The following is an 18745-nucleotide window of genomic DNA, read 5'->3' as shown; positions in this document are numbered from 1 at the left end:
GTGGGCGGCCTGTTCGCCCGGCTGGTGGAGTCCAGCGACCCTGTACTCATGCGCCAGGCGTTGGCCTGGCTGTATGGTTTCGTGCGCCCCCATCGACGCGCCATCGGCCTGTTGCTCGGTTTGTCGCTGGGCGCCTCGTTGCTGGCGCTGGCGCAACCCTGGCTGGTCAAGACGCTGATCGACGAGGGGCTGCTGGCCAAGGACTACCAGACCCTCTGGCACATGGCCGCGATCATGATCGGCGCGGGCCTGCTGGGTACCGTGCTGGCCGGGGTCAACCGCTACCTGCACACGCGCTTGTCGGGGCGCATCCTGTTTGCCCTGCGCGACGACCTTTACCGCCACCTGCAGCAGCTGTCGCCGACGTTCTACGGGCGGCGGCGCATCGGCGACATCCTTTCGCGGCTGGATGGCGATGTAGCGGAAATCCAGCGCTTTGCCGTGGATTCGCTGTTTTCGGCGGTGTCGGCGGTGATCGGCCTGGTGGGCGCGGTGGTGTTGATGCTGATGCTGTCGTGGCAACTGTCGCTGCTGCTGGCGCTGCTGGTGCCGATCGAAGTGCTGTGGCTGCGCTGGATGCGGCGCAAGGTGGCGCGCGAAGTACGCAACCTGCGCGAACGCTCGGCAGATGTGTCGTCATTCCTGGTCGAAACCCTGCCGGCGATGAAGTTCATCCAGGCCGCCGGCCAGCAAGGCCGCGAGGCGGGGCGCCTGGACCAGCTGGGGCAGGGCTACATGCGCCAGTTGCTCAAGGTGCAGGTGACCGAATTCTTCACCCAGGCCATTCCCGGCACGCTTACCTCCTGGTGCCGCGCTTGCGCGTTCCTGGTCGGCGGTTGGTGGGTAATCCAGGGCACTTGGCAACTAGGTGCGCTGATCGCCTTTTCCACCTACATGGGCATGGCAGTAGGGCCGGTGCAGAGCCTGCTGGGCCTGTACGTGGCGGTGCAGCGCATGGCGGTGAGCCTGGGGCGGGTGATGGAACTGAAGCAGGAGGCCGTGGCCGTGCGCCCGGCAGCCAACCCTCAGCCGGTGCCCGACGGCCCGGGCGAATTGCGCCTCGAGGGGGTGAGTTTTGCCCATGAAGGGCGCCAGGGCGCGGTGCTGAACGACGTGCAGGTGTGCGTGCCGGGTGGCCTGAAGGTGGCCATCAGCGGTGCCTCAGGGGTGGGCAAGTCGACCCTGATCGACCTGCTGCAGCGCTTCTACGACCCGGACGCCGGGCGCATCCTGCTGGACGGCACCGACCTGCGCGAACTGGATCTGGCCGCGCTGCGCCGGCGTATTGCGGTGGTCAGCCAGGATATCGTGCTGTTTCGCGGCACCCTAGCACAGAACCTGGCCTACGGCGTGCCCGAGGCCAGCCGTGAGGAACTGGAGCGGGTGGTGCGCCTGGCGCGGCTGGACAGCCTGGTCGACAGCCTGCCGCTGGGCCTTGACGGCCTGCTGGGTGAGCGTGGCCAGCAGTTGTCCGGCGGGCAGAAACAACGCATAGCCATCGCCCGCGCGGTGCTGCAGGCGCCGGCGATCCTGGTACTGGACGAGGCCACCTCGGCGGTGGACGAAGCCACCGAGCGCGAAGTGATCGCGGCCATCGACCAGTTGTTCGCCGGCCGCACGCGCATCCTGATCAGCCACCGTGCTTCGACCCTGGCCGATGCCGACCTGCACCTGCAGCTGCACGCTGGCCAGTTGCAGGTGCTGCCCGAGGAGGTGATCAGGCATGGGCACTGACGTGCGTGTTGGCGTGATCGACAGTGGTTGCACGCCGGAGCAGGCCAGCGCCTTGCTGGGCGCGCGCCGCTTCTGGCTGGAGGACGGCCAGTTGCGCGAAGGTGACATGCTGCCCGACCAGCTTGGGCACGGTAGCGCGGTGCTCGCCGGCTTGCAGCGGGAGGCCGGGCCGGTGCCCGTGCTGCTGGCCCAGGTTTTCGGCGCCCAGGCCAGCACCAGTGCCTTGCAGGTGGCGGCCGCGCTGCTGTGGCTGGTGGAGGCGGGGGTTACACTGGTCAACCTCAGCCTTGGCCTGCAGCAGGACCGGCCTGTGCTGCACCAGGCCTGCGCCGAGGCTTTGGCCGCGGGTGTGCTGTTGTGCGCCTCCAGCCCGGCCCAGGGCGGGCCAGTGTATCCGGCCAGCTACCCCGGGGTGATCCGGGTTACCGGCGATGCCCGCTGTGCACCGGGGCAGTGGTCCTGGCTGGGTACCCGGCAGGCGGACTTTGGCGGTTATGTGGGTGCGGGCGGCAGGGCGGGCGCGAGCCTGGGCTGTGCGGCCCTGAGTGGCAGGATCGCTGCGTTGCTGCGTGATGAGCCGGGCATGGGCCACCAGCAGGTTCATGACTGGTTGCGCCACCACGCGGCGTTCACCGGCCCCGAGCGACGAGGTGTCGGCCATGGCTGAACCGCGCATTGTGGTGCTGGGGGCAGGCCCTGCGGGTGCGGCCACGGCCATTGGCTTGCGGCGGCTGGGCTATGCGGTGACGGTGGTGTCCGAGTGGCGCCGGTTTGCGGCGGTCGAAGGGGTTTCGCAGCGGGTGCTGGACGGTCTGCGCCACGCCGGCCTTGGCGGGGCGTTGCGCCAGGCGGCGATGCCGGCGACTCGGCAAGTGCACTGGAACGGCCAGCAGCTGCACCTGAACCAGGAGTTTCTGCTGGATCGGCAAAGGTTTGACCGGGCGCTGCGCGACGACCTTCAGCGTGCGGGTGTGAGCGTGGTCGAGGGGCGGGTGCGTGAGGTGGTTCGCGAAGTCGGTCATGGTATTCGCCTGGACGACGGGCAGGTACTGCAGGCCGATTTCCTGGTCGAAGCCCGAGGCCGCCAGGCCCCGCTGGCCGCAGACCGCCTGCGCGGGCCGGAGACGGTCAGCTTGCTGAATGTCTGGCAGGCCGCCCCCGGGGCGCCCGCGTCGGCGGTGGAGAGCCTGGCGGATGGCTGGGCGTGGATGGCGCGCCTGGAAGACGGCCGCTGCTACTGGCAAGTCACCTTGGACGCGGCCGGGCTGCCGGGCAAGGCCGGCTTGGCGGATTACTGTGCGGCGCGGCGAGCCGGCAGCGTGCTGGTGGCCGAGCTGTTCGATGCCAGGGCCTTGGCGCCGGCAGAGGTGCATGCGCGCAGCAGCACCGCGATTCTGGCCGGTGAGTGTGTCGGGCAGGACTGGATACGCGTGGGCGATGCTGCGATGGCCGTTGACCCACTGTCGGGCAACGGGATCTTCCAGTCGTTGTCTTCGGCGCTGCAGGCACCGGTGGTGATCAATACCTTGCTGCGCAGGCCCGAGCGGGCCGGGTTGGCGCGGCAGTTTCACCAGCAGCGGATCGAACAGCTGTTTTTGCGTTTTGCCCGGATCGGGCGGGATTTTTATGGGCAAGAACAGGGGCGGGTGGGGCAGCCGTTCTGGGCGCGGCGGCAGGGTTGGCCGGACATGCAGGCATTGCACGTGGCGGCGGACTGGAGCGCGGTGAGGGTCGAGCGGCGGCCGGTGTTGCGTGACGGGCTGGTGGATGAGGCCGAGGTGGTGGTGACGGCGGATCAGCCGTTGGGGGTGTGGCATTTGCAGGGGGTGGAGCTGGCGCCGGTGGTGCGTGGGCTGCGTAGCGGCCGACCTATCGAGGCAGTGTTGTCAGGCCTGCCAGGGGAGCAGCAGATGATGGTGCGGCGGTGGTTGTTGGAGCAGGGCTTGGTTTGAGATTGCCGAGGCCGCTTTGCGGCCCTTTCGCGACACAAGGCCGCTCCCACAGGTCTGCACAAACCTTGATGGCAGCGCTGTACCTGTGGGAGCGGCCTTGTGTCGCGATGGGCTGCGCAGCAGCCCCAGGATTTCGAATCAGAAGAAAGTCCCGACGATCAGCTGCATATAGGTGCCGGTATCCCGCCCACCCAGCTGCGTCCCGCCATTGGCTGCGCTGCGTTCCGGTTTGTAGAACCCTACCAGCGGGCTGATCAGCAGGTGGTCGTTGACCATCCATTCCACATACAGGTCCAGCTCCCGCCCGCCCAGGTTGCCCTGGTCGGTGTCCAGCGTATCGAAGTCGAAGTACAGCGCGCCGACGGTCAGGTTGTCCCGTGGTTTGCCCTTCAACGCCACGTGATGCACCTGGCTGTTGCTGTTGAACGGCCCGGCATAGTTGGCTGCCACCTCCCCCTGGAACCAGGTGCCATAGCCACGGCTCAGGCCATAGAACAGCGGGTCGAAATCTTCGGAAAAGCGGCTGTAGCGGTAGGTGGCGGTGGGTGACCAGGGCAGTTCGGAGAAGGTCCAGTTGCCCTCCAGGTACCAGGCGTTCTCCCGCCCGCCGGTTTTGTCCTGGGTCACGTACTCGGCGGCCAGCTCCAGGTCTTTCACCCCCAGGTTGCCACGCCCGCGCAGGCTGGCGGTGTCCATGCCGTCGCGGTGTTCCAGGCCCATGATCTGCGCGTAGCGCTGGTCCACGTCGAGGCCACGGATCCAGCTCAGGCCGACGGTGCCGGCGTCGGCGACGTGCTCCAGGTTGGCCACCGCCAGCGAGGTGTCGGCCTGGTAGTGGTTATCGGACTTCAGCCACATCAGGTCGCTGCGCCAGCCTTGCTTGCCGCCCAGGCGCAGCACGGCGGTGCGGTCGAAGGCCTTGCGTGCGGCCAGGTAGTAGGCGCCGCCGCGGTCGAAGTTGGCGCCCAGGTCGACCTTGCCCAGGTTCACCGGGTCGCCCTGGATCAGGAAGCCGTCGCCCAGGGTCACCACCTGGCGGCCGCCGGAAATGTCCACGCCGTCTTCGCCCAAGGCCGGGAACAGGTTGGCCGAGCGCCAGCCCAGGTACAGGTCTTCGATGGCGGTGCGGCGCTCGTCACCCAGGGTCAGGCCGGCGGCATCGCCGTCGCCCCAGGTGGCGGAGCTAAGCAGGTTGAAGGCGCCGTAGAGCGCGCCGCTGTCGGCCAGGGCCTGGCTGCCGCTGAGGCCATACTTGACGTAGCCTTCCTGCCAGGCGGTACTGCCGGGCTTGCGGTTGCCGGCCAGGTTGAAGCTTTCGTCGCTGTGGAAGGCGCCGAACAGGGCTTCGAGGTCGGCGTTGAGGGTGGTGCCGTCGTGGTTGTACAGCTCGTAAGCCTGGGTGATGGGGGCGGCGAACAGCAGGGCCAATGTGCAGGCGAGTTTGTGCCTCATGGTGTGCTCCATGTTTTTGTTGTTGTTCTCGGGTTGCCTGTGCCGGCCTCTTCGCGGGTGAACCCGCTCCCACAAGGACCCCACAGTGTTCAGGCCTGTGATGATCCTGTAGGAGCGGGTTTACCCGCGAAAGGGCCGGTACAGGAAAATGATCAGAGCTTGATCAACACCGATTTCAGCTCGGTGTAGTGGTCGATGGCAGCCGCCCCCATTTCACGGCCGACGCCGGACATCTTGTAGCCGCCAAACGGCAAGGCAGGGTCGAGGGCGCTGTGGCAGTTGACCCACACCGACCCCGACTTGATGCGCGGGATCATCCGGTGCACGGCAGACAGGTCGTTGGACCAGATGCTCGCACCCAGGCCATAGGGGTTGTCGTTGGCCATGCCGATCACTTCGTCGATGTCATCGAACGGCATCGCCACCAGCACCGGCCCGAAGATCTCTTCCTGTACCAGGCGGTGGCGCTGGTCGACATCGACGATCACCGTCGGCTTGACGAAGTAGCCAGGCCCGAAGCCTTCGCCACCACAGGCGATGGTCGCGCCCAGCTCGCGGCCAAGCTCGATGTAGCCGGTGACGCGGTCCTGCTGCTTGGCCGAGATCAGCGGGCCCATCTGCACCGCAGGGTCCAGGCCGCTGCCCAGCTTCATGCCGTTGGCGATGCCGGCGATGTCGGCCACCACGTTGTCGAAATGCTTGCGGTGCACGTACAGGCGGGACCCGGCACAGCACACCTGGCCCTGGTTGAAGAAGATCGCCGTGGCCGCGCCGGCGGCGGCTTCCTGCAGGTTGGCGTCGGGCATGACGATGGTCGGCGACTTGCCGCCGAGTTCCAGGGTGACGCGGGTCATGTTGTCCATGGCTGCCTTGCCGATCAGCTTGCCGACCTCGGTGGAGCCGGTGAAGGTCAGCTTGTCCACGCCGGGGTGGCGGCTGAGTGCGGCGCCGGCGTTCAGGCCGGTGCCGGTGACCACGTTGAACACGCCCGCCGGGTAGCCGGCTTCGTCCACCAGTTCAGCCAGCTTGAGCACGCTCAGCGGTGTTTCGTCAGCGGGCTTGAGCACGACGGTGCAACCGGTAGCCAGGGCCGGGCCGAGCTTCCAGCAGGCCAGCAGCAACGGGAAGTTCCAGGCGACGATGGCGCCGACCACGCCCACTGCCTCGCGCCGCACGAAACCATGGAACTGGTCGTTGGGCATCAACGGCATCGAGGCTTCGACGGTGCTACCCTCGATCTTGGTAGCCCAGCCGGCCATGTAGCGCAGGAAGTCGATGGCCAGTTGCACGTCCATCACCTGGGCAACGGCGGCGCTCTTGCCGTTGTTCAGGCATTCCAGTTCGGCCAGCTGGCGGGCGTCGCGCTCCATCAGGTCGGCCAGGCGCCACAGCAGGTTCTGCCGTTCGCGTGGGCGCAGGCGGCTCCACGGCGAATCGTCGAAGGCCTGGCGAGCGGCGCGCACCGCGCGGTCGACATCTTCGGCCTCGGCGGCGGGCACTTCACCCAGTACCTCGCCAGTGGCCGGGTTGCGGAACGACAGGGTGCGACCGCTGGCGGCGTCCTGCCAGTCGGCGCCGATGCGCATCTTCAGCTTGCGTTCGAGAAAGGCGCGGGTGGCGGGCAGGATGGGCAGTTCGGAAAGCATGGGACGGTGCCTCTTGTCATTGGATGTGACAGGCATAGGCGCAATGGGCGTGCCAAGGTCGATAGATGGCTGCAAACCGTTGAACGGGTTGGGTTTTGTCCTGGTGCAAGGTTGGGATTGCAGGGTTGCGCTGTTGCACATTGAGACGGTGTGAGACGGTGGTGAAACAGTGGCTGTTCCGGCCTCTTCGCGGGCACGCCCGCTCCCACCGGTACAGCGCTGGCCCCGGCGTGTGGGAGCGGGCAGGCCCTTGTCTCAGGATGAAACACCCTGTCGCGAAATGGCACGCTGCAATTGGCCATACCTGCTCTTGGCCAAGGCCGAAAAACCGGCTAACAGGTTGAAAGAAAACGCTTTTACAGCACCTGGCACAGTTCCTGTATCACAACCGTCACATGCACACCTGCTGTACCAAAGCGTGCGAAAACGATAAGAACAACAACCGTGGAGGTCTGACCTTGAAGACGACTCGACTCCGGCGGCATGCGGGCAAACTGGCGCTGGTCGCCGCCGCGCTGCTGAGCACCCAGGCCATGGCGGCCGAGCAGGGCCCGAGCCTGTTGCAGAACAAGTGCATGGGGTGCCATATCCCCGAAGGCAACGACACCTACAGCCGCATCAGCCACCAGCGCAAGACGCCGGAAGGCTGGCTGATGAGCATCGCCCGCATGCAGGTGATGCACGGCCTGCAGATCAGCGACGACGACCGCCGCACCCTGGTCAAGTACCTGGCCGACAAGCAGGGCCTGGCGCCCAGCGAAACCGATGGCGTGCGGTATGCCATGGAGCGCCGGCTGAACACTGTCGAGCAGTTCGACACCCAGCTCAGCGAAACCTGTGGCCGTTGCCACTCCGGTGCCCGTGTCGCCTTGCAGCGGCGCCCGGCCAAGGAATGGGAGCACCTGGTCAACTTCCATCTCGGCCAGTGGCCGTCCCTCGAATACCAGGCCCAGGCGCGTGACCGCGACTGGCTGCCGATCGCCCTGCAACAAGTGGTGCCCGACCTGGCCAAGCGCTACCCGCTGGAAAGCGCGGCGTGGGCCGAATGGCAGAAGGCCAGGCCCAAGGCCGATGCGCTGCCGGGCCAGTGGGCATTCAGCGGCCACATGCTGGCCAAGGGCGATGTGCGCGGGGTGATGAGCGTCACGCCTGACCAGGGTGACACCTTCAAGGTCGAGGTCAAGGGCGCTTATGCCGACGGCACGCCGTTCAATGGCAGCGGTTCGGCGATCCTCTACAACGGCTATGAATGGCGTGGCAACGTCAAGGTCGGCGACGCCAACCTGCGCCAGGTGTTCGCCGCGCTGGATGGCGAAATGAAGGGCCGCATGTTCGAGGCCGAGCACGACGAGCGTGGCCTGGACTTCACCGCAGTGAAGGAGGGCAAGGCGCGCCTGCTGGCGGTACAACCGGCATTCATCAAGGCCGGTGGCGAAAGCGAGATCACCCTGGTCGGCAGCGGCCTGGCCGGCAAACCGGACCTGGGCGCTGGCGTGGAAGTGACCGAGGTGCTGGAGCAGACCCCGACCCTGGTACGGGTGAAGGCCCGCGCCGCGGCCGATGCCAAACCAGGCCAGCGCGAAGTCGCCATCGGGGCGCTCAAGGGCGTCAACCTGGCGGTGTACGACAAAGTCGAGGAAGTGAAAGTGGTGCCGGCGTTCTCCATCGCCCGCATCGGCGAAAACGGTGCCTCGGTGCCCAAGGTGCAGGGCCGCTTCGAGGCCGAAGCCTGGGGCAAGGACGCCAATGGCCAGCCGCTGCGCATCGGCTACCTGCCGGCCAGCTGGAAGGTCGAGCCGTTCAACGAGCGTGCGGTCGAGGACGAAGACGTCAAGTTCGCCGGGAAGATGCAGGCCGATGGCGTGTTCGTGCCAGGCGGTGCTGGCCCCAACCCGGAGCGCAAGATGATGACCAACAACGCCGGCAACCTGAAGGTCATCGCCACCCTGGCCGACGGTGGCCAGACTGGCGAGGGGCACATGATCGTCACCGTACAGCGCTGGAACAACCCGCCGCTGCCGTAACGGCAGGGGGCTTACGGTTTTCCAACGGATCGATTATCGGGAGGTCGCCATGGGCGCGCTACTGAACCTGGTCGAACGCAACCTGCATGAAGTGCAGGTCGACGCCGACCGCATGCTGTTCCATATCCCCAGCAGTTCGCTGTTCACCGCCGACGCGGTGACCGGCGGCATCATCGACACCCTGCGCCAGCAAGGCTGCTCGGCCGAGGAGCTGATGCAGCGCCTTGGCCAGCAGTTTGCCGGCAGCGATATCCAGGACACCCTGCGCGAGCTGATCGCGCTGGAACTGGTCAGCGACGGCTCGCCGCTGACCCCGGAAATCGCCCTCAAGCAGGTCGAGCGCACGGCGCTGAACACCGTGGTGCTCAACGTCAACACCGGCTGCAACCTCAGCTGCACCTACTGCTACAAGGAAGACCTGGACAAACCGTCCGCGGGCAAGAAGATGAGTACTGCCACCGCCGAGGCTTCGGTGGAGATGCTGCTCAAGGAGTCGCCCGACGAGCAGCGCTACAGCGTGGTGTTCTTCGGTGGAGAGCCGCTGTCCAACCGGCCACTGATCGAGCACATGGTCGCCTACTGCGAGCGGCGCTTCGCCGAGGCGGGCAAGCAGGTGGAGTTCATCATGACCACCAATGCCACCTTGCTCACCGAAGAGATCATCGACTGGCTCAATGCCCATCGCTTCGGCCTGTCGATCAGCATCGACGGCCCCAAGACCGTGCACGACCGCAACCGCATCACCGTGGGCGGGCAGGGCACCTATGACGTGGTGCGGCGCAAGGTCGACATGCTGCTGTCGCGCTACCACAGCCGCCCGGTGGGCGCACGGGTCACGCTGACCCGTGGCATCACCGACGTCGAGACCATCTGGAACCACCTGTTCAACGAACTGGGCTTCGCTGAAGTCGGCTTTGCCCCGGTCACCTCCGGCGACATGGCCAACTTCAACCTCACCGGCGAAGAGCTGGTTCAGGTGTTCGCCAACATGAAGGCGCTGGGCCGGCGTTACCTGGAGGCTGCGCTGGAGCACCGCAACATCGGCTTCTCCAACCTGCACCAGCTGATCACCGACATCCACGAGGGCCACAAGAAGGCCCTGCCGTGCGGCGCCGGGCTGAAGATGCTGGCCGTGGACCATGAGGGCGAGCTGAACTTGTGCCACCGCTTCACCGGCTCCAGCCTGCCGACCTTCGGCAATGTGCACCAGGGCGTGAAGCAGGCGCAGCTCAACGACTTCCTGTCGCAGCGCCTGGACCGCAGCAACACCGGCTGCGACAGCTGCCGCATCCGCAACCTGTGCTCCGGCGGCTGCTACCACGAAAGCTATGCCCGCTATGGCGACCCGCAGCACCCGACCTACCACTATTGCGAACTGATGCGCGACTGGGTCGACTTCGGCATCGAAGTCTACAGCCGCATCATGGCCGCCAACCCGGCCTTCATCGATCGCTACATCACCCCGCGGAAGGCGCACTGACATGAAGCACTTGAAGCCCCTGAACAACAAGGCGCGCATCCTCGAGCAGGCCGCCGCCGAAGACCGCGTCGAAGAAGTCATGGCCATGAGCGCAGTGGCGGGCTGCACCGCCACCACCGACCCGGGCTGGGAAGTGGACGCCTTTGGTGGCGTGAGCTCGCTGTGCCAGCCGATGGAGGCCGACCTGTATGGCTGCTCCGACCCTTGCTGGTGGCCGGCCCAGGTGCCGGACATGATGAGCACCTACCAGGACTGGAACGCCCAGGCGAGCAACTCGGCGGAAGACTGGCGCAACCTCGGCACCGTGTTCCCGAAAGACAAGTGACCGGCCCAACAAGAATGACAAGGGGAAACCGCATGAAAGCTGGACGCTGCGCGTCACTCGCGCTCACCATCGCCGCCACGGCCTGTGCCGGGCTGGTACAGGCCGCCGACACCGGGCCGGCGTTGAAGGCTGGCCACGAATACATGATCGTGACCAACTACCCGAACAACCTGCACGTGGTCGATGTGGCCAGTGACACGGTGTACAAGAGCTGCGTGATGCCCGACAAGTTCGGCCCCGGCACCGCGATGATGGCGCCGGACAACCGCACCGCCTACGTGCTCAACAACCACTACGGCGACATCTACGGCATCGACCTGGACACCTGCAAGAACACCTTCCACGCCAACCTGTCCAGCGTGCCGGGTGAGGTGGGCCGGTCGATGTACTCGTTCGCCATCAGCCCGGACGGCAAGGAAGTGTACGCCACGGTCAACCCGACCCAGCGCCTGAACGACCACTACGTGGTCAAGCCACCGCGGCTGGAGGTGTTCAGCACCGCCGACGGCCTGGAGGCCAAGCCGGTGCGCACCTTCCCGATGCCGCGCCAGGTGTACCTGATGCGAGCGGCGGACGATGGCAGCCTGTACGTCGCCGGGCCGGACATCTACAAGATGGACGTGAAGACCGGCAAGTACACGGTGGCCTTGCCGCTGCGCAACTGGAACCGCAAAGGCTACAGCGCCCCGGACGTGCTGTACTTCTGGCCGCACCAGAGCCCGCGCCACGAGTTTTCGATGCTGTACACCATTGCCAGGTTCAAGGATGACAAGCAGGACCCGGCCACCGCCGATCTGCTGTATGGCTACCTGAGCGTCGACCTGAAGACCGGCAAGACCCACACCCAGGAATTTGCCGACCTGACCGAGCTGTACTTCACCGGGCTGCGTTCGCCGAAAGACCCGAACCAGATCTACGGCGTGCTCAACCGCCTGGCCAAGTACGACCTCAAACAGCGCAAGCTGATCAAGGCGGCGAATCTGGACCACACTTACTACTGCGTGGCCTTCGACAAGAAAGGCGACAAGTTGTACCTGGGCGGCACCTTCAATGACCTGGCGGTGTTCAACCCGGATACGCTGGAGAAAGTGAAGAACATCAAGTTGCCGGGTGGGGACATGTCCACCACCACGCCGCAGGTGTTCATCCGTTAAACCGGTGTTGCTTTCTTCGCGGGAAAACCGCTCCTACAAGGATCTCCACAGGGGCTGAATGTGGTGCGGTCCCTGTGGGAGTGGGTTTACCCGCGAAGAGGCCCGCTCAATCAACACAAGAACAACAAGAGACCGCCCATGCCCCAGCCAAGCTACTCCCAGGGCAACCAGGACAAACCCCTGCTTACCCAGTGCATCGGCGACGCCTTCGACACCACCGTCGCCCGCTTCCCCGACCGTGACGCGCTGGTCGTCCGCCACCAGGCACTGCGCTACACCTGGCAGCAACTGGCCGAAGCCGTCGACCAGCACGCCCGTGCGCTGATGGCCCTGGGCGTGCAGCCCGGTGACCGCCTCGGCATCTGGGCACCCAACTGCGCAGAGTGGTGCATCACCCAGTTCGCCAGCGCCAAGGTGGGCGCGATCCTGGTCAACATCAACCCGGCCTACCGCTCCAGCGAACTGGACTACGCCCTGGGCCAGTCCGGCTGCCGCTGGGTGATCTGCGCCGACGCGTTCAAGACCTCCGACTACCACGCCATGCTGCTGGGCCTGGTCCCGGGCCTGGCCGGCGGGCAGCCGGGCGCCCTGATCTGCGAACGCTTCCCCGAACTGCGCGGTGTGGTCAGCCTGGCCGTCGCGCCACCGGCGGGCTTTCTCGCCTGGCACGACCTGCAGGCCCGTGCCGCGGCCGTCAGCCGCGAAGCCTTGGCCGAGCGCCAGGCACAGCTGCGCTGCGACGACCCGATCAATATCCAGTACACCTCGGGCACCACCGGTTTCCCGAAAGGCGCCACCCTCAGCCACAGCAACATCCTCAACAACGGCTACATGGTCGGTGAAAGCCTGGGCCTGACCGAGCATGACCGGCTGGTGGTGCCGGTGCCGCTGTACCACTGCTTCGGCATGGTCATGGCCAACCTCGGCTGCATGACCCACGGCAGCACCCTGATCTACCCCAACGACGCCTTCGACCCGCTGGCCACCCTGCGTGCGGTGGCGGAAGAAAAGGCCACGGCGTTGTATGGTGTGCCGACCATGTTCATCGCCGAACTGGACCACCCCCAGCGCGGCGAGTTCGACCTGTCCAGCCTGCGCACCGGGATCATGGCCGGCGCCACCTGCCCGATCGAAGTGATGCGCCGGGTTATCGGCGAGATGCACATGGCCGAGGTGCAGATTGCCTACGGCATGACCGAAACCAGCCCGGTGTCGCTGCAGACCGGCGCCAGCGACGACCTGGAGCGCCGCGTGACCAGCGTCGGGCGCACCCAGCCAAGGCTGGAGAACAAGGTGATCGATGCTGATGGCAACACGCTGGCGCGGGGCGAGATCGGCGAATTGTGCACGCGGGGTTACAGCGTGATGCTGGGCTATTGGAACAACCCCAAGGCCACGGCTGAAAGCATCGATGAGGAAGGCTGGATGCACACCGGCGACCTGGCGGTAATGGACGAGCAGGGCTATGTGCGTATTGTCGGGCGCAGCAAGGACATGATCATTCGCGGCGGCGAGAACATCTACCCGCGCGAGCTGGAGGAGTTCTTCTTCACCCACCCGGCGGTGGCCGATGTGCAGGTGATTGGCGTGCCGTGCAGCAAGTACGGTGAAGAGATTGTGGCCTGGGTGCGGCTGCACCCGGGGCATACGGCCAGCGCGGAGGAACTGCGCGATTGGGCGAAGGCGCGGATCGCGCACTTCAAGGTGCCGCGGTACTTCCGCTTTGTCGATGAGTTCCCGATGACGGTGACCGGCAAGGTGCAGAAGTTCCGCATGCGCGAGATCAGTGTCGAGGAGCTGTCTGCCAGGTGAGGTGTCGCCTGTGCTGGCCTCTTCGCGGGTAAACCCGCTTGTATGGTTAGACTTGAAGGGGTGGTGGGACTAAATGCCCGATTCTGACTGTTCACAGCAGTACAGACCGTGGGAGACATCGCCCCACCCCTTCCACCAAAGCGCCGATAAAGAATGCATCGTTTGCAAGCGACGATAGAAGCAAGCCAGCGCCTCTTGGTGAAACCCCTTCAAGCCGAAAAACCATAACGTGAGGAGCCGCCCATGGCAATGCAGGTAGGTAAGTTGATCGTGGGTGCGGATGTCGCGAAGGCTGAGCTGGTTATCCACCACGATGATCGCGACGAGATCATCAGGCTGAAAAACTCCAAACTCGAGATCAGAAGGTGGCTCAAGCAACAAACCCTCAACACCGCTATCGCTGTTGAGGCGACCAATGTCTACCACTTGGACCTGGTTGAATTGGCCCACAGCCTAGGCTTCGAGGTCTATGTCATCGATGGTTTTCAATTGAGCAACTACCGGAAAAGTGTTGGGGGACGGGTTAAAACCGACCCCTCCGATGCTCGGTTGTTGTCCCGTTTTTTAAAAAATGAAGGCGAGGACCTTCGCCCTTGGAGCCCGCCTCCCGCTGTCTACGGCAAGCTTCAGAGCCTCTTGCGACGCAGAGCCGCCTTGGTGACTGCTCGTACTGCAATGACTCAGAGCTGGGCTAACGAAAGCCTTTTGAAAGCCGCCTTCGAAACTTTTGTGAAGTCGATAGATCGGCTGGATCAGTTGATTCAAAAGAAGATTAAAGAAGTACTGCGAGACGCTGGGCTACAGGAACAAGTCGCTCGCTGCCAGGCAGTAGAGGGCATTGGTTTTCTCACCGCCGCAGCATTGGTGATGGCTTTTACAAGGGGCGAGTTCAAAAGCAGTGACTCGTACATTGCATTCCTAGGAATGGATTTACGAGTCAGTGATTCCGGGCAGAAGAATGGGCGACGTCGCCTCACCAAGCGAGGTTGTTCAGAAATTCGTCGCTTATTGCACAACGCTGCGATGGCGGCCAGCAGATCGGCAGCCTGGAAAGGGCTTTACGAACAGCATCGGAGCAGTGGTAAAGCAACAACCCAAGCTTTGGTAATCCTGGCAAGAAAGCTCGCGCGGGTGGCATTCGCCCTGATGAAAAATCAGGACGAATACGTCACTAAAGGCGCGAAACTGGCTTGCTGAAAACCATAGAATCTCCCACAGGTACTGCACAGGCCTTAAGGGCAGTGGAGAACCTGTGGGAGCGGGTTTACCCGCGAAGAGGCCAGTGCAGGCAGTAGATGCTCCCCACAGGTCTCCAACGCCCTTGAGGACTGTACAGTACCTGTGGGAGCGGGTTTACCCGCGAAGAGGCCGGCACAGGCAGCAAATGACCTCAGCCCTGCAGCAACTCCGGGCTGTTGAAGTTGCTCAACCTGCGATCATCGTCGACACATTCCAGCCCCTGCACCGCTTCACGCTGCAAGGCCTTCTGCAAACTCCGCTCGCCCGCCACCCAGGCCTGCTCCAGCACCGGCAACACCCGGCGTGGCAGCACGCTGAACATCGGCTGCCAGTACCCACCCTGGCGCACCATGGCCGCACTGTCACTGGTCACTGCCAGGTGCAGCAGGTCCTCGATCAACCCCCGGTCAACCAGCGGTGCATCACAGGCCAGCAGCACCACCCATTCATGCCGCGCCACCTTGAGCCCGGCAATCACCCCCGCCAACGGCCCGGGGTAGTCCGCCTCGGCATCGCCCACCAACTGGTCGGCATACGCCTGGTAGGCCTGCTGGTTACGGTTGCAGGAAATCACCAGGTCATCGCTGAGCGGCCGTACCACGCGCTGCACATGCGCCACCAGCGGTTCGCCCTGCCAGTCGACCAGGCCCTTGTCGCGGCCGCCCATGCGCTGGCCGCGGCCACCGGCGAGAATGAGGATGGAGCAGGGGGGCAGGGCATCAGGCATGAAAAAGGGTTCCGGGCAGTCAATGCCGGGAACCCTCCCATTTCACGCGGGGCTTGTCCAGTCAGCTGTCGCTGGTCACGGCCTGCGTGTCGGCCTTACCCGCCTGGCGTCGCCCGGCAAGGCGCATCACCACCACGAAGAACACCGGCACGAACACCACAGCCAGGGTGGCGCTGAGCATGCCGCCGATCACCCCGGTACCGATCGCCTTCTGGCTGGCCGAGCTGGCGCCGCTGGCAATGGCCAGCGGCACCACGCCGAGGATGAACGCCAGCGAGGTCATCACGATCGGCCGCAGGCGCAGGCGCGCGGCCTGCACGGCAGCGTCGGCAGCATCCACGCCCTGGTCGACCAGGCTCTTGGCGAACTCGATGATCAGGATGGCGTTCTTCGCCGACAGGCCGATCAGGGTGATCAGGCCGACCTTGAAGAACACGTCGTTGGGCATGCCGCGCAGGGTCACCGCCAGCACCGCACCGAGCACGCCCAGCGGTACTACCAGCAGTACTGCGGTGGGGATCGACCAGCTTTCGTACAGCGCTGCCAGGCACAGGAACACCACCAGCAACGACAGCGCCATCAGCATCGGTGCCTGGCTGCCGGACAGCCGCTCCTGCAGCGACAGGCCAGTCCATTCCAGGCCGGCACCGGCCGGCAGCTGGGCCACCAGGCGCTCGATCTCGGCCATGGCTTCGCCCGAACTGTAGCCGGCTGCCGGTTCGCCGGAAATCGACACCGCCGGGTAGCCGTTGTAGCGGGTCAGCTGCACCGGGCCGCTGACCCACCTGGCCTGGACGAAGGCGCCCAGTGGCACCATCTTGCCGCTGTCGTTGCGCACGTGGATCTTCAGCAGGTCTTCGACCTGGCTGCGCTGGTCGCCTTCGGCCTGCACCACCACCCGCTGCATGCGGCCCTGGTTGGGGAAGTCGTTGACGTAGCTGGAACCCACGGCCACGTCCAGCACCGAACCGATATCGGCAAACGATACGCCCAGGGCGTTGGCCTGGCGGCGGTCGATTTCCAGTTGTACCTGCGGGCTTTCCGCCAGCGAGGCTTCGCGCACGTTGGTCAGCACCTTGCTTTTGCCGGCATTTGCCAGCAGCTCGTCGCGGGCGGCCATCAGCTCGGCGTGGCCCATGCCGCCGCGGTCCTGCAGGCGGAACTCGAAGCCGGTCGACTCGCCAAGGCCGTCGATTGGCGGTGGCAGCACGGAATAGGCCACGGCGTCCTTGAGCTGGGTAAAGGCCATGGTCGCGCGATCGGCGATCGACTGGGCGCTGTCGTCGGCACCGCGCTCGGACCAGTCCTTGAGCGTGGTGAAGGCCAGTGCCGCGTTCTGCCCGCTGCCCGAGAAGCTGAAACCCAGGATCAAGGTGGTGTTACCCACGCCGGGCTCTTCGGCGTTGTGCGCCTCGATCTGTGCCGCCACCTGTTCGGTGCGCATGCGGCTGGCGCCTGGCGGCAGCTGGATATCGGTGATGGTGTAGCCCTGGTCTTCGGTGGGCAGGAACGCCGTGGGCAGCTGGCTGAAGCCATAACCCAGCACCGCCAGCAGCAACGCGTATACCAGCAGGTAGCGGCCGCTGCGCTTGAGTGCCTGCACCACCCAGCGCTGGTAACCGTTGCTCATGCCCTCGAAGCGCCGGTTGAACCAGCCGAAGAAGCCCTTGCGTTCGTGGTGCTCGCCCTTGGCCACCGGCTTGAGCAGGGTGGCACACAGCGCCGGGGTCAGGCTGAGGGCGAGAAACGCCGAGAACAGGATCGACACTGCCATCGACAGCGAGAACTGCTGGTAGATCACCCCCACCGAGCCTTGCATGAAGGCCATGGGCAGGAACACTGCCACCAGCACCAGGGTAATGCCGACGATCGCGCCGCTGATCTGGCCCATGGCCTTGCGCGTGGCCTCCTTGGGCGGCAGGCCTTCTTCGGCCATGATCCGCTCGACGTTCTCCACCACCACGATGGCATCGTCGACCAGGATGCCGATGGCCAGCACCATGCCGAACAGGGTCAGCACGTTGACCGAGAAGCCCATGGCCAACATCACGGCGAAGGTGCCCATCAGGGCCACCGGCACCACCAGGGTTGGGATCAGGGTGTAGCGCAGGTTCTGCAGGAACAGGAACATCACCGCGAACACCAGCAGCATGGCTTCGAACAGGGTGTTGATGACCTGCTCGATCGACACCTTGACGAATGGCGAGGTGTCGTAGGGGATGTCGTACTTGACGCCTTCGGGGAAGTAGCGCGCCAGGTCCTGCATCTTCGCCCGCACCAGGGTGGCGGTTTCCATGGCGTTGGCGCCCGGCGACAGCTGCACGCTGAAGGCGGTGGCCGGCTTGCCGTTCAGGCGCGTGCCGTACTGGTACTCCTGGGCACCGATCTCGACCCGGGCGACATCGCCGATGGTCACCGTGGAACCGTCCGGGTTGGCACGCAGGACAATCCCGGCGAACTCCTCGGGGGTGCTCAGCTGGCCCTTGACCACCACGTTGGCGGTGATTTCCTGAGTGCCACGGATGGGCAGGTCACCAATGCTGCCGGGGGCCACCTGGGCGTTCTGCGCGGCGATGGCCTCGGCCACGTCGTTGGGCGTGAGGTTGAAGCCGATCAGCTTGCGCGGGTCGATCCAGATGCGCATGGCGCGTTCCGAACCGTACAGCTGGGCCTTGCCGACGCCCTTGAGGCGACGGATTTCGTCCATCACGTTGCGCGCGAGGATATCCGACAGGGCGGTTTCGTCGAGCTTGCCATCTTCGGAGGTGAGGGTGGCCAGCAGCAGGAAACCGGTGGAGACCTTTTCCACCTGCAGGCCTTGCTGGGTTACCGGGCGCGGCAGGCGCGACTCGACCACCTTCAGGCGGTTCTGTACGTCGACCTGGGCCAGGTCCGGGTTGGTGCCCGGGGCGAAGGTGGCGGTGATGGTGGCGCTGCCCAGGCTGCTCTGCGACTCGAAGTACAGCAGGTTGTCGGCGCCGTTGAGCTCCTGCTCGATCAGGCTGACCACGCTCTCGTCCATGGTCGCCGCCGAAGCGCCCGGATACACGGCGTAGATTTCCACCTGCGGCGGGGCCACGTTGGGGTACTGGGCCACCGGCAGTTGCGGGATGGCCAGGGCACCGGCCAGCAGGATGAACAGGGCGACCACCCAGGCGAATACCGGGCGGTCGATGAAGAATTGCGGCATGAATCAGGCC

13 protein-coding genes are annotated in these 18745 nt (G+C 65.2%); 9 read left to right on the top strand and 4 right to left on the bottom strand.

Going from position 1 to position 18745, the window contains the following annotated elements; genetic code table 11:
- The 3 genes from QN085_RS14240 to qhpG are packed head-to-tail and all read left to right on the top strand — an operon-like array spanning position 1 to position 3686.
- Entirely contained in the window at positions 1–1734 is a 1734-nt protein-coding gene (locus tag QN085_RS14240; RefSeq protein ID WP_041505905.1) for an ABC transporter ATP-binding protein, read from the top strand.
- Positions 1724–2401 (top strand): subtilisin-like serine protease QhpE, encoded by a 678-nt coding sequence (gene qhpE / locus QN085_RS14235; protein ID WP_024087218.1) that lies wholly within the window; start codon positions 1724–1726, stop codon positions 2399–2401. Before QN085_RS14240 ends, qhpE begins: the two co-directional genes overlap by 11 nt.
- Positions 2394–3686: a flavin-dependent monooxygenase QhpG gene (gene qhpG / locus QN085_RS14230; RefSeq protein ID WP_024087217.1), complete on the top strand. Its 1293-nt coding sequence runs from the start codon at positions 2394–2396 to the stop codon at positions 3684–3686. Before qhpE ends, qhpG begins: the two co-directional genes overlap by 8 nt.
- A 138-nt stretch (positions 3687–3824) precedes the next feature.
- On the opposite strand, the gene QN085_RS14225 is transcribed toward qhpG, so the two are convergent.
- Positions 3825–5138: an alginate export family protein gene (locus QN085_RS14225; protein ID WP_024087216.1), complete on the bottom strand. Its 1314-nt coding sequence runs from the start codon at positions 5136–5138 to the stop codon at positions 3825–3827.
- Between the two features lie 152 nt (positions 5139–5290).
- The gene (locus QN085_RS14220) at positions 5291–6784 is read right to left on the bottom strand and encodes an aldehyde dehydrogenase family protein (RefSeq protein WP_013972847.1); all 1494 of its coding nucleotides are present in this window, start codon (positions 6782–6784) and stop codon (positions 5291–5293) included.
- 458 nt (positions 6785–7242) lie between these two features.
- Between QN085_RS14220 and peaA the strand changes: the two genes are divergently transcribed.
- From peaA to QN085_RS14190, 6 genes are all read left to right on the top strand, one after another.
- Positions 7243–8808 carry a quinohemoprotein amine dehydrogenase subunit alpha gene (peaA, locus tag QN085_RS14215; RefSeq protein WP_031325501.1) on the top strand — a complete coding sequence of 522 codons (1566 nt, stop codon included), beginning with the start codon at positions 7243–7245 and terminating at the stop codon, positions 8806–8808.
- Between the two features lie 49 nt (positions 8809–8857).
- Positions 8858–10288 carry a quinohemoprotein amine dehydrogenase maturation protein gene (gene peaB / locus QN085_RS14210; protein ID WP_013972844.1) on the top strand — a complete coding sequence of 477 codons (1431 nt, stop codon included), beginning with the start codon at positions 8858–8860 and terminating at the stop codon, positions 10286–10288.
- Position 10289: 1 nt separating this feature from the next.
- Entirely contained in the window at positions 10290–10613 is a 324-nt protein-coding gene (gene qhpC / locus QN085_RS14205; RefSeq protein ID WP_004375838.1) for a quinohemoprotein amine dehydrogenase subunit gamma, read from the top strand.
- A gap of 32 nt (positions 10614–10645) precedes the next feature.
- Positions 10646–11767: a quinohemoprotein amine dehydrogenase subunit beta gene (peaD, locus tag QN085_RS14200; RefSeq protein WP_015270567.1), complete on the top strand. Its 1122-nt coding sequence runs from the start codon at positions 10646–10648 to the stop codon at positions 11765–11767.
- A gap of 138 nt (positions 11768–11905) precedes the next feature.
- Positions 11906–13579 (top strand): fatty acid CoA ligase family protein, encoded by a 1674-nt coding sequence (locus QN085_RS14195; protein WP_041505906.1) that lies wholly within the window; start codon positions 11906–11908, stop codon positions 13577–13579.
- 243 nt (positions 13580–13822) lie between these two features.
- Complete coding sequence (locus QN085_RS14190; protein WP_013973518.1) at positions 13823–14776, top strand: IS110 family RNA-guided transposase; 954 nt, start codon at positions 13823–13825, stop codon at positions 14774–14776.
- 193 nt (positions 14777–14969) lie between these two features.
- Here QN085_RS14190 and mobA read toward each other — a convergent pair whose 3' ends face one another.
- Together mobA and QN085_RS14180 are read right to left on the bottom strand one after the other, a co-directional pair.
- Positions 14970–15545: a molybdenum cofactor guanylyltransferase MobA gene (mobA, locus tag QN085_RS14185; RefSeq protein WP_023661325.1), complete on the bottom strand. Its 576-nt coding sequence runs from the start codon at positions 15543–15545 to the stop codon at positions 14970–14972.
- Between the two features lie 61 nt (positions 15546–15606).
- Complete coding sequence (locus QN085_RS14180) at positions 15607–18735, bottom strand: multidrug efflux RND transporter permease subunit (protein ID WP_023661326.1); 3129 nt, start codon at positions 18733–18735, stop codon at positions 15607–15609.
- Positions 18736–18745 lie beyond the last annotated feature (10 nt).

This window comes from Pseudomonas sp. M2(2023), from assembly GCF_030263955.1.
GTDB lineage: Bacteria > Pseudomonadota > Gammaproteobacteria > Pseudomonadales > Pseudomonadaceae > Aquipseudomonas > Aquipseudomonas asiatica.
Note: the sequence above shows the minus strand (reverse complement) of the source record. Positions and strands in the feature narration are given on the sequence as shown.

Coding starts and splice junctions, on each gene's coding strand:
- qhpE (WP_024087218.1), top strand. CDS start 1,724: ATGGGCACTGACGTGCGTGTTGGCGTGATCGACAGTGGTTGCACGCCG.
- qhpG (WP_024087217.1), top strand. CDS start 2,394: ATGGCTGAACCGCGCATTGTGGTGCTGGGGGCAGGCCCTGCGGGTGCG.
- QN085_RS14225 (WP_024087216.1), bottom strand. CDS start 5,138: ATGAGGCACAAACTCGCCTGCACATTGGCCCTGCTGTTCGCCGCCCCC.
- QN085_RS14220 (WP_013972847.1), bottom strand. CDS start 6,784: ATGCTTTCCGAACTGCCCATCCTGCCCGCCACCCGCGCCTTTCTCGAA.
- peaB (WP_013972844.1), top strand. CDS start 8,858: ATGGGCGCGCTACTGAACCTGGTCGAACGCAACCTGCATGAAGTGCAG.
- qhpC (WP_004375838.1), top strand. CDS start 10,290: ATGAAGCACTTGAAGCCCCTGAACAACAAGGCGCGCATCCTCGAGCAG.
- peaD (WP_015270567.1), top strand. CDS start 10,646: ATGAAAGCTGGACGCTGCGCGTCACTCGCGCTCACCATCGCCGCCACG.
- QN085_RS14195 (WP_041505906.1), top strand. CDS start 11,906: ATGCCCCAGCCAAGCTACTCCCAGGGCAACCAGGACAAACCCCTGCTT.
- QN085_RS14190 (WP_013973518.1), top strand. CDS start 13,823: ATGGCAATGCAGGTAGGTAAGTTGATCGTGGGTGCGGATGTCGCGAAG.
- mobA (WP_023661325.1), bottom strand. CDS start 15,545: ATGCCTGATGCCCTGCCCCCCTGCTCCATCCTCATTCTCGCCGGTGGC.
- QN085_RS14180 (WP_023661326.1), bottom strand. CDS start 18,735: ATGCCGCAATTCTTCATCGACCGCCCGGTATTCGCCTGGGTGGTCGCC.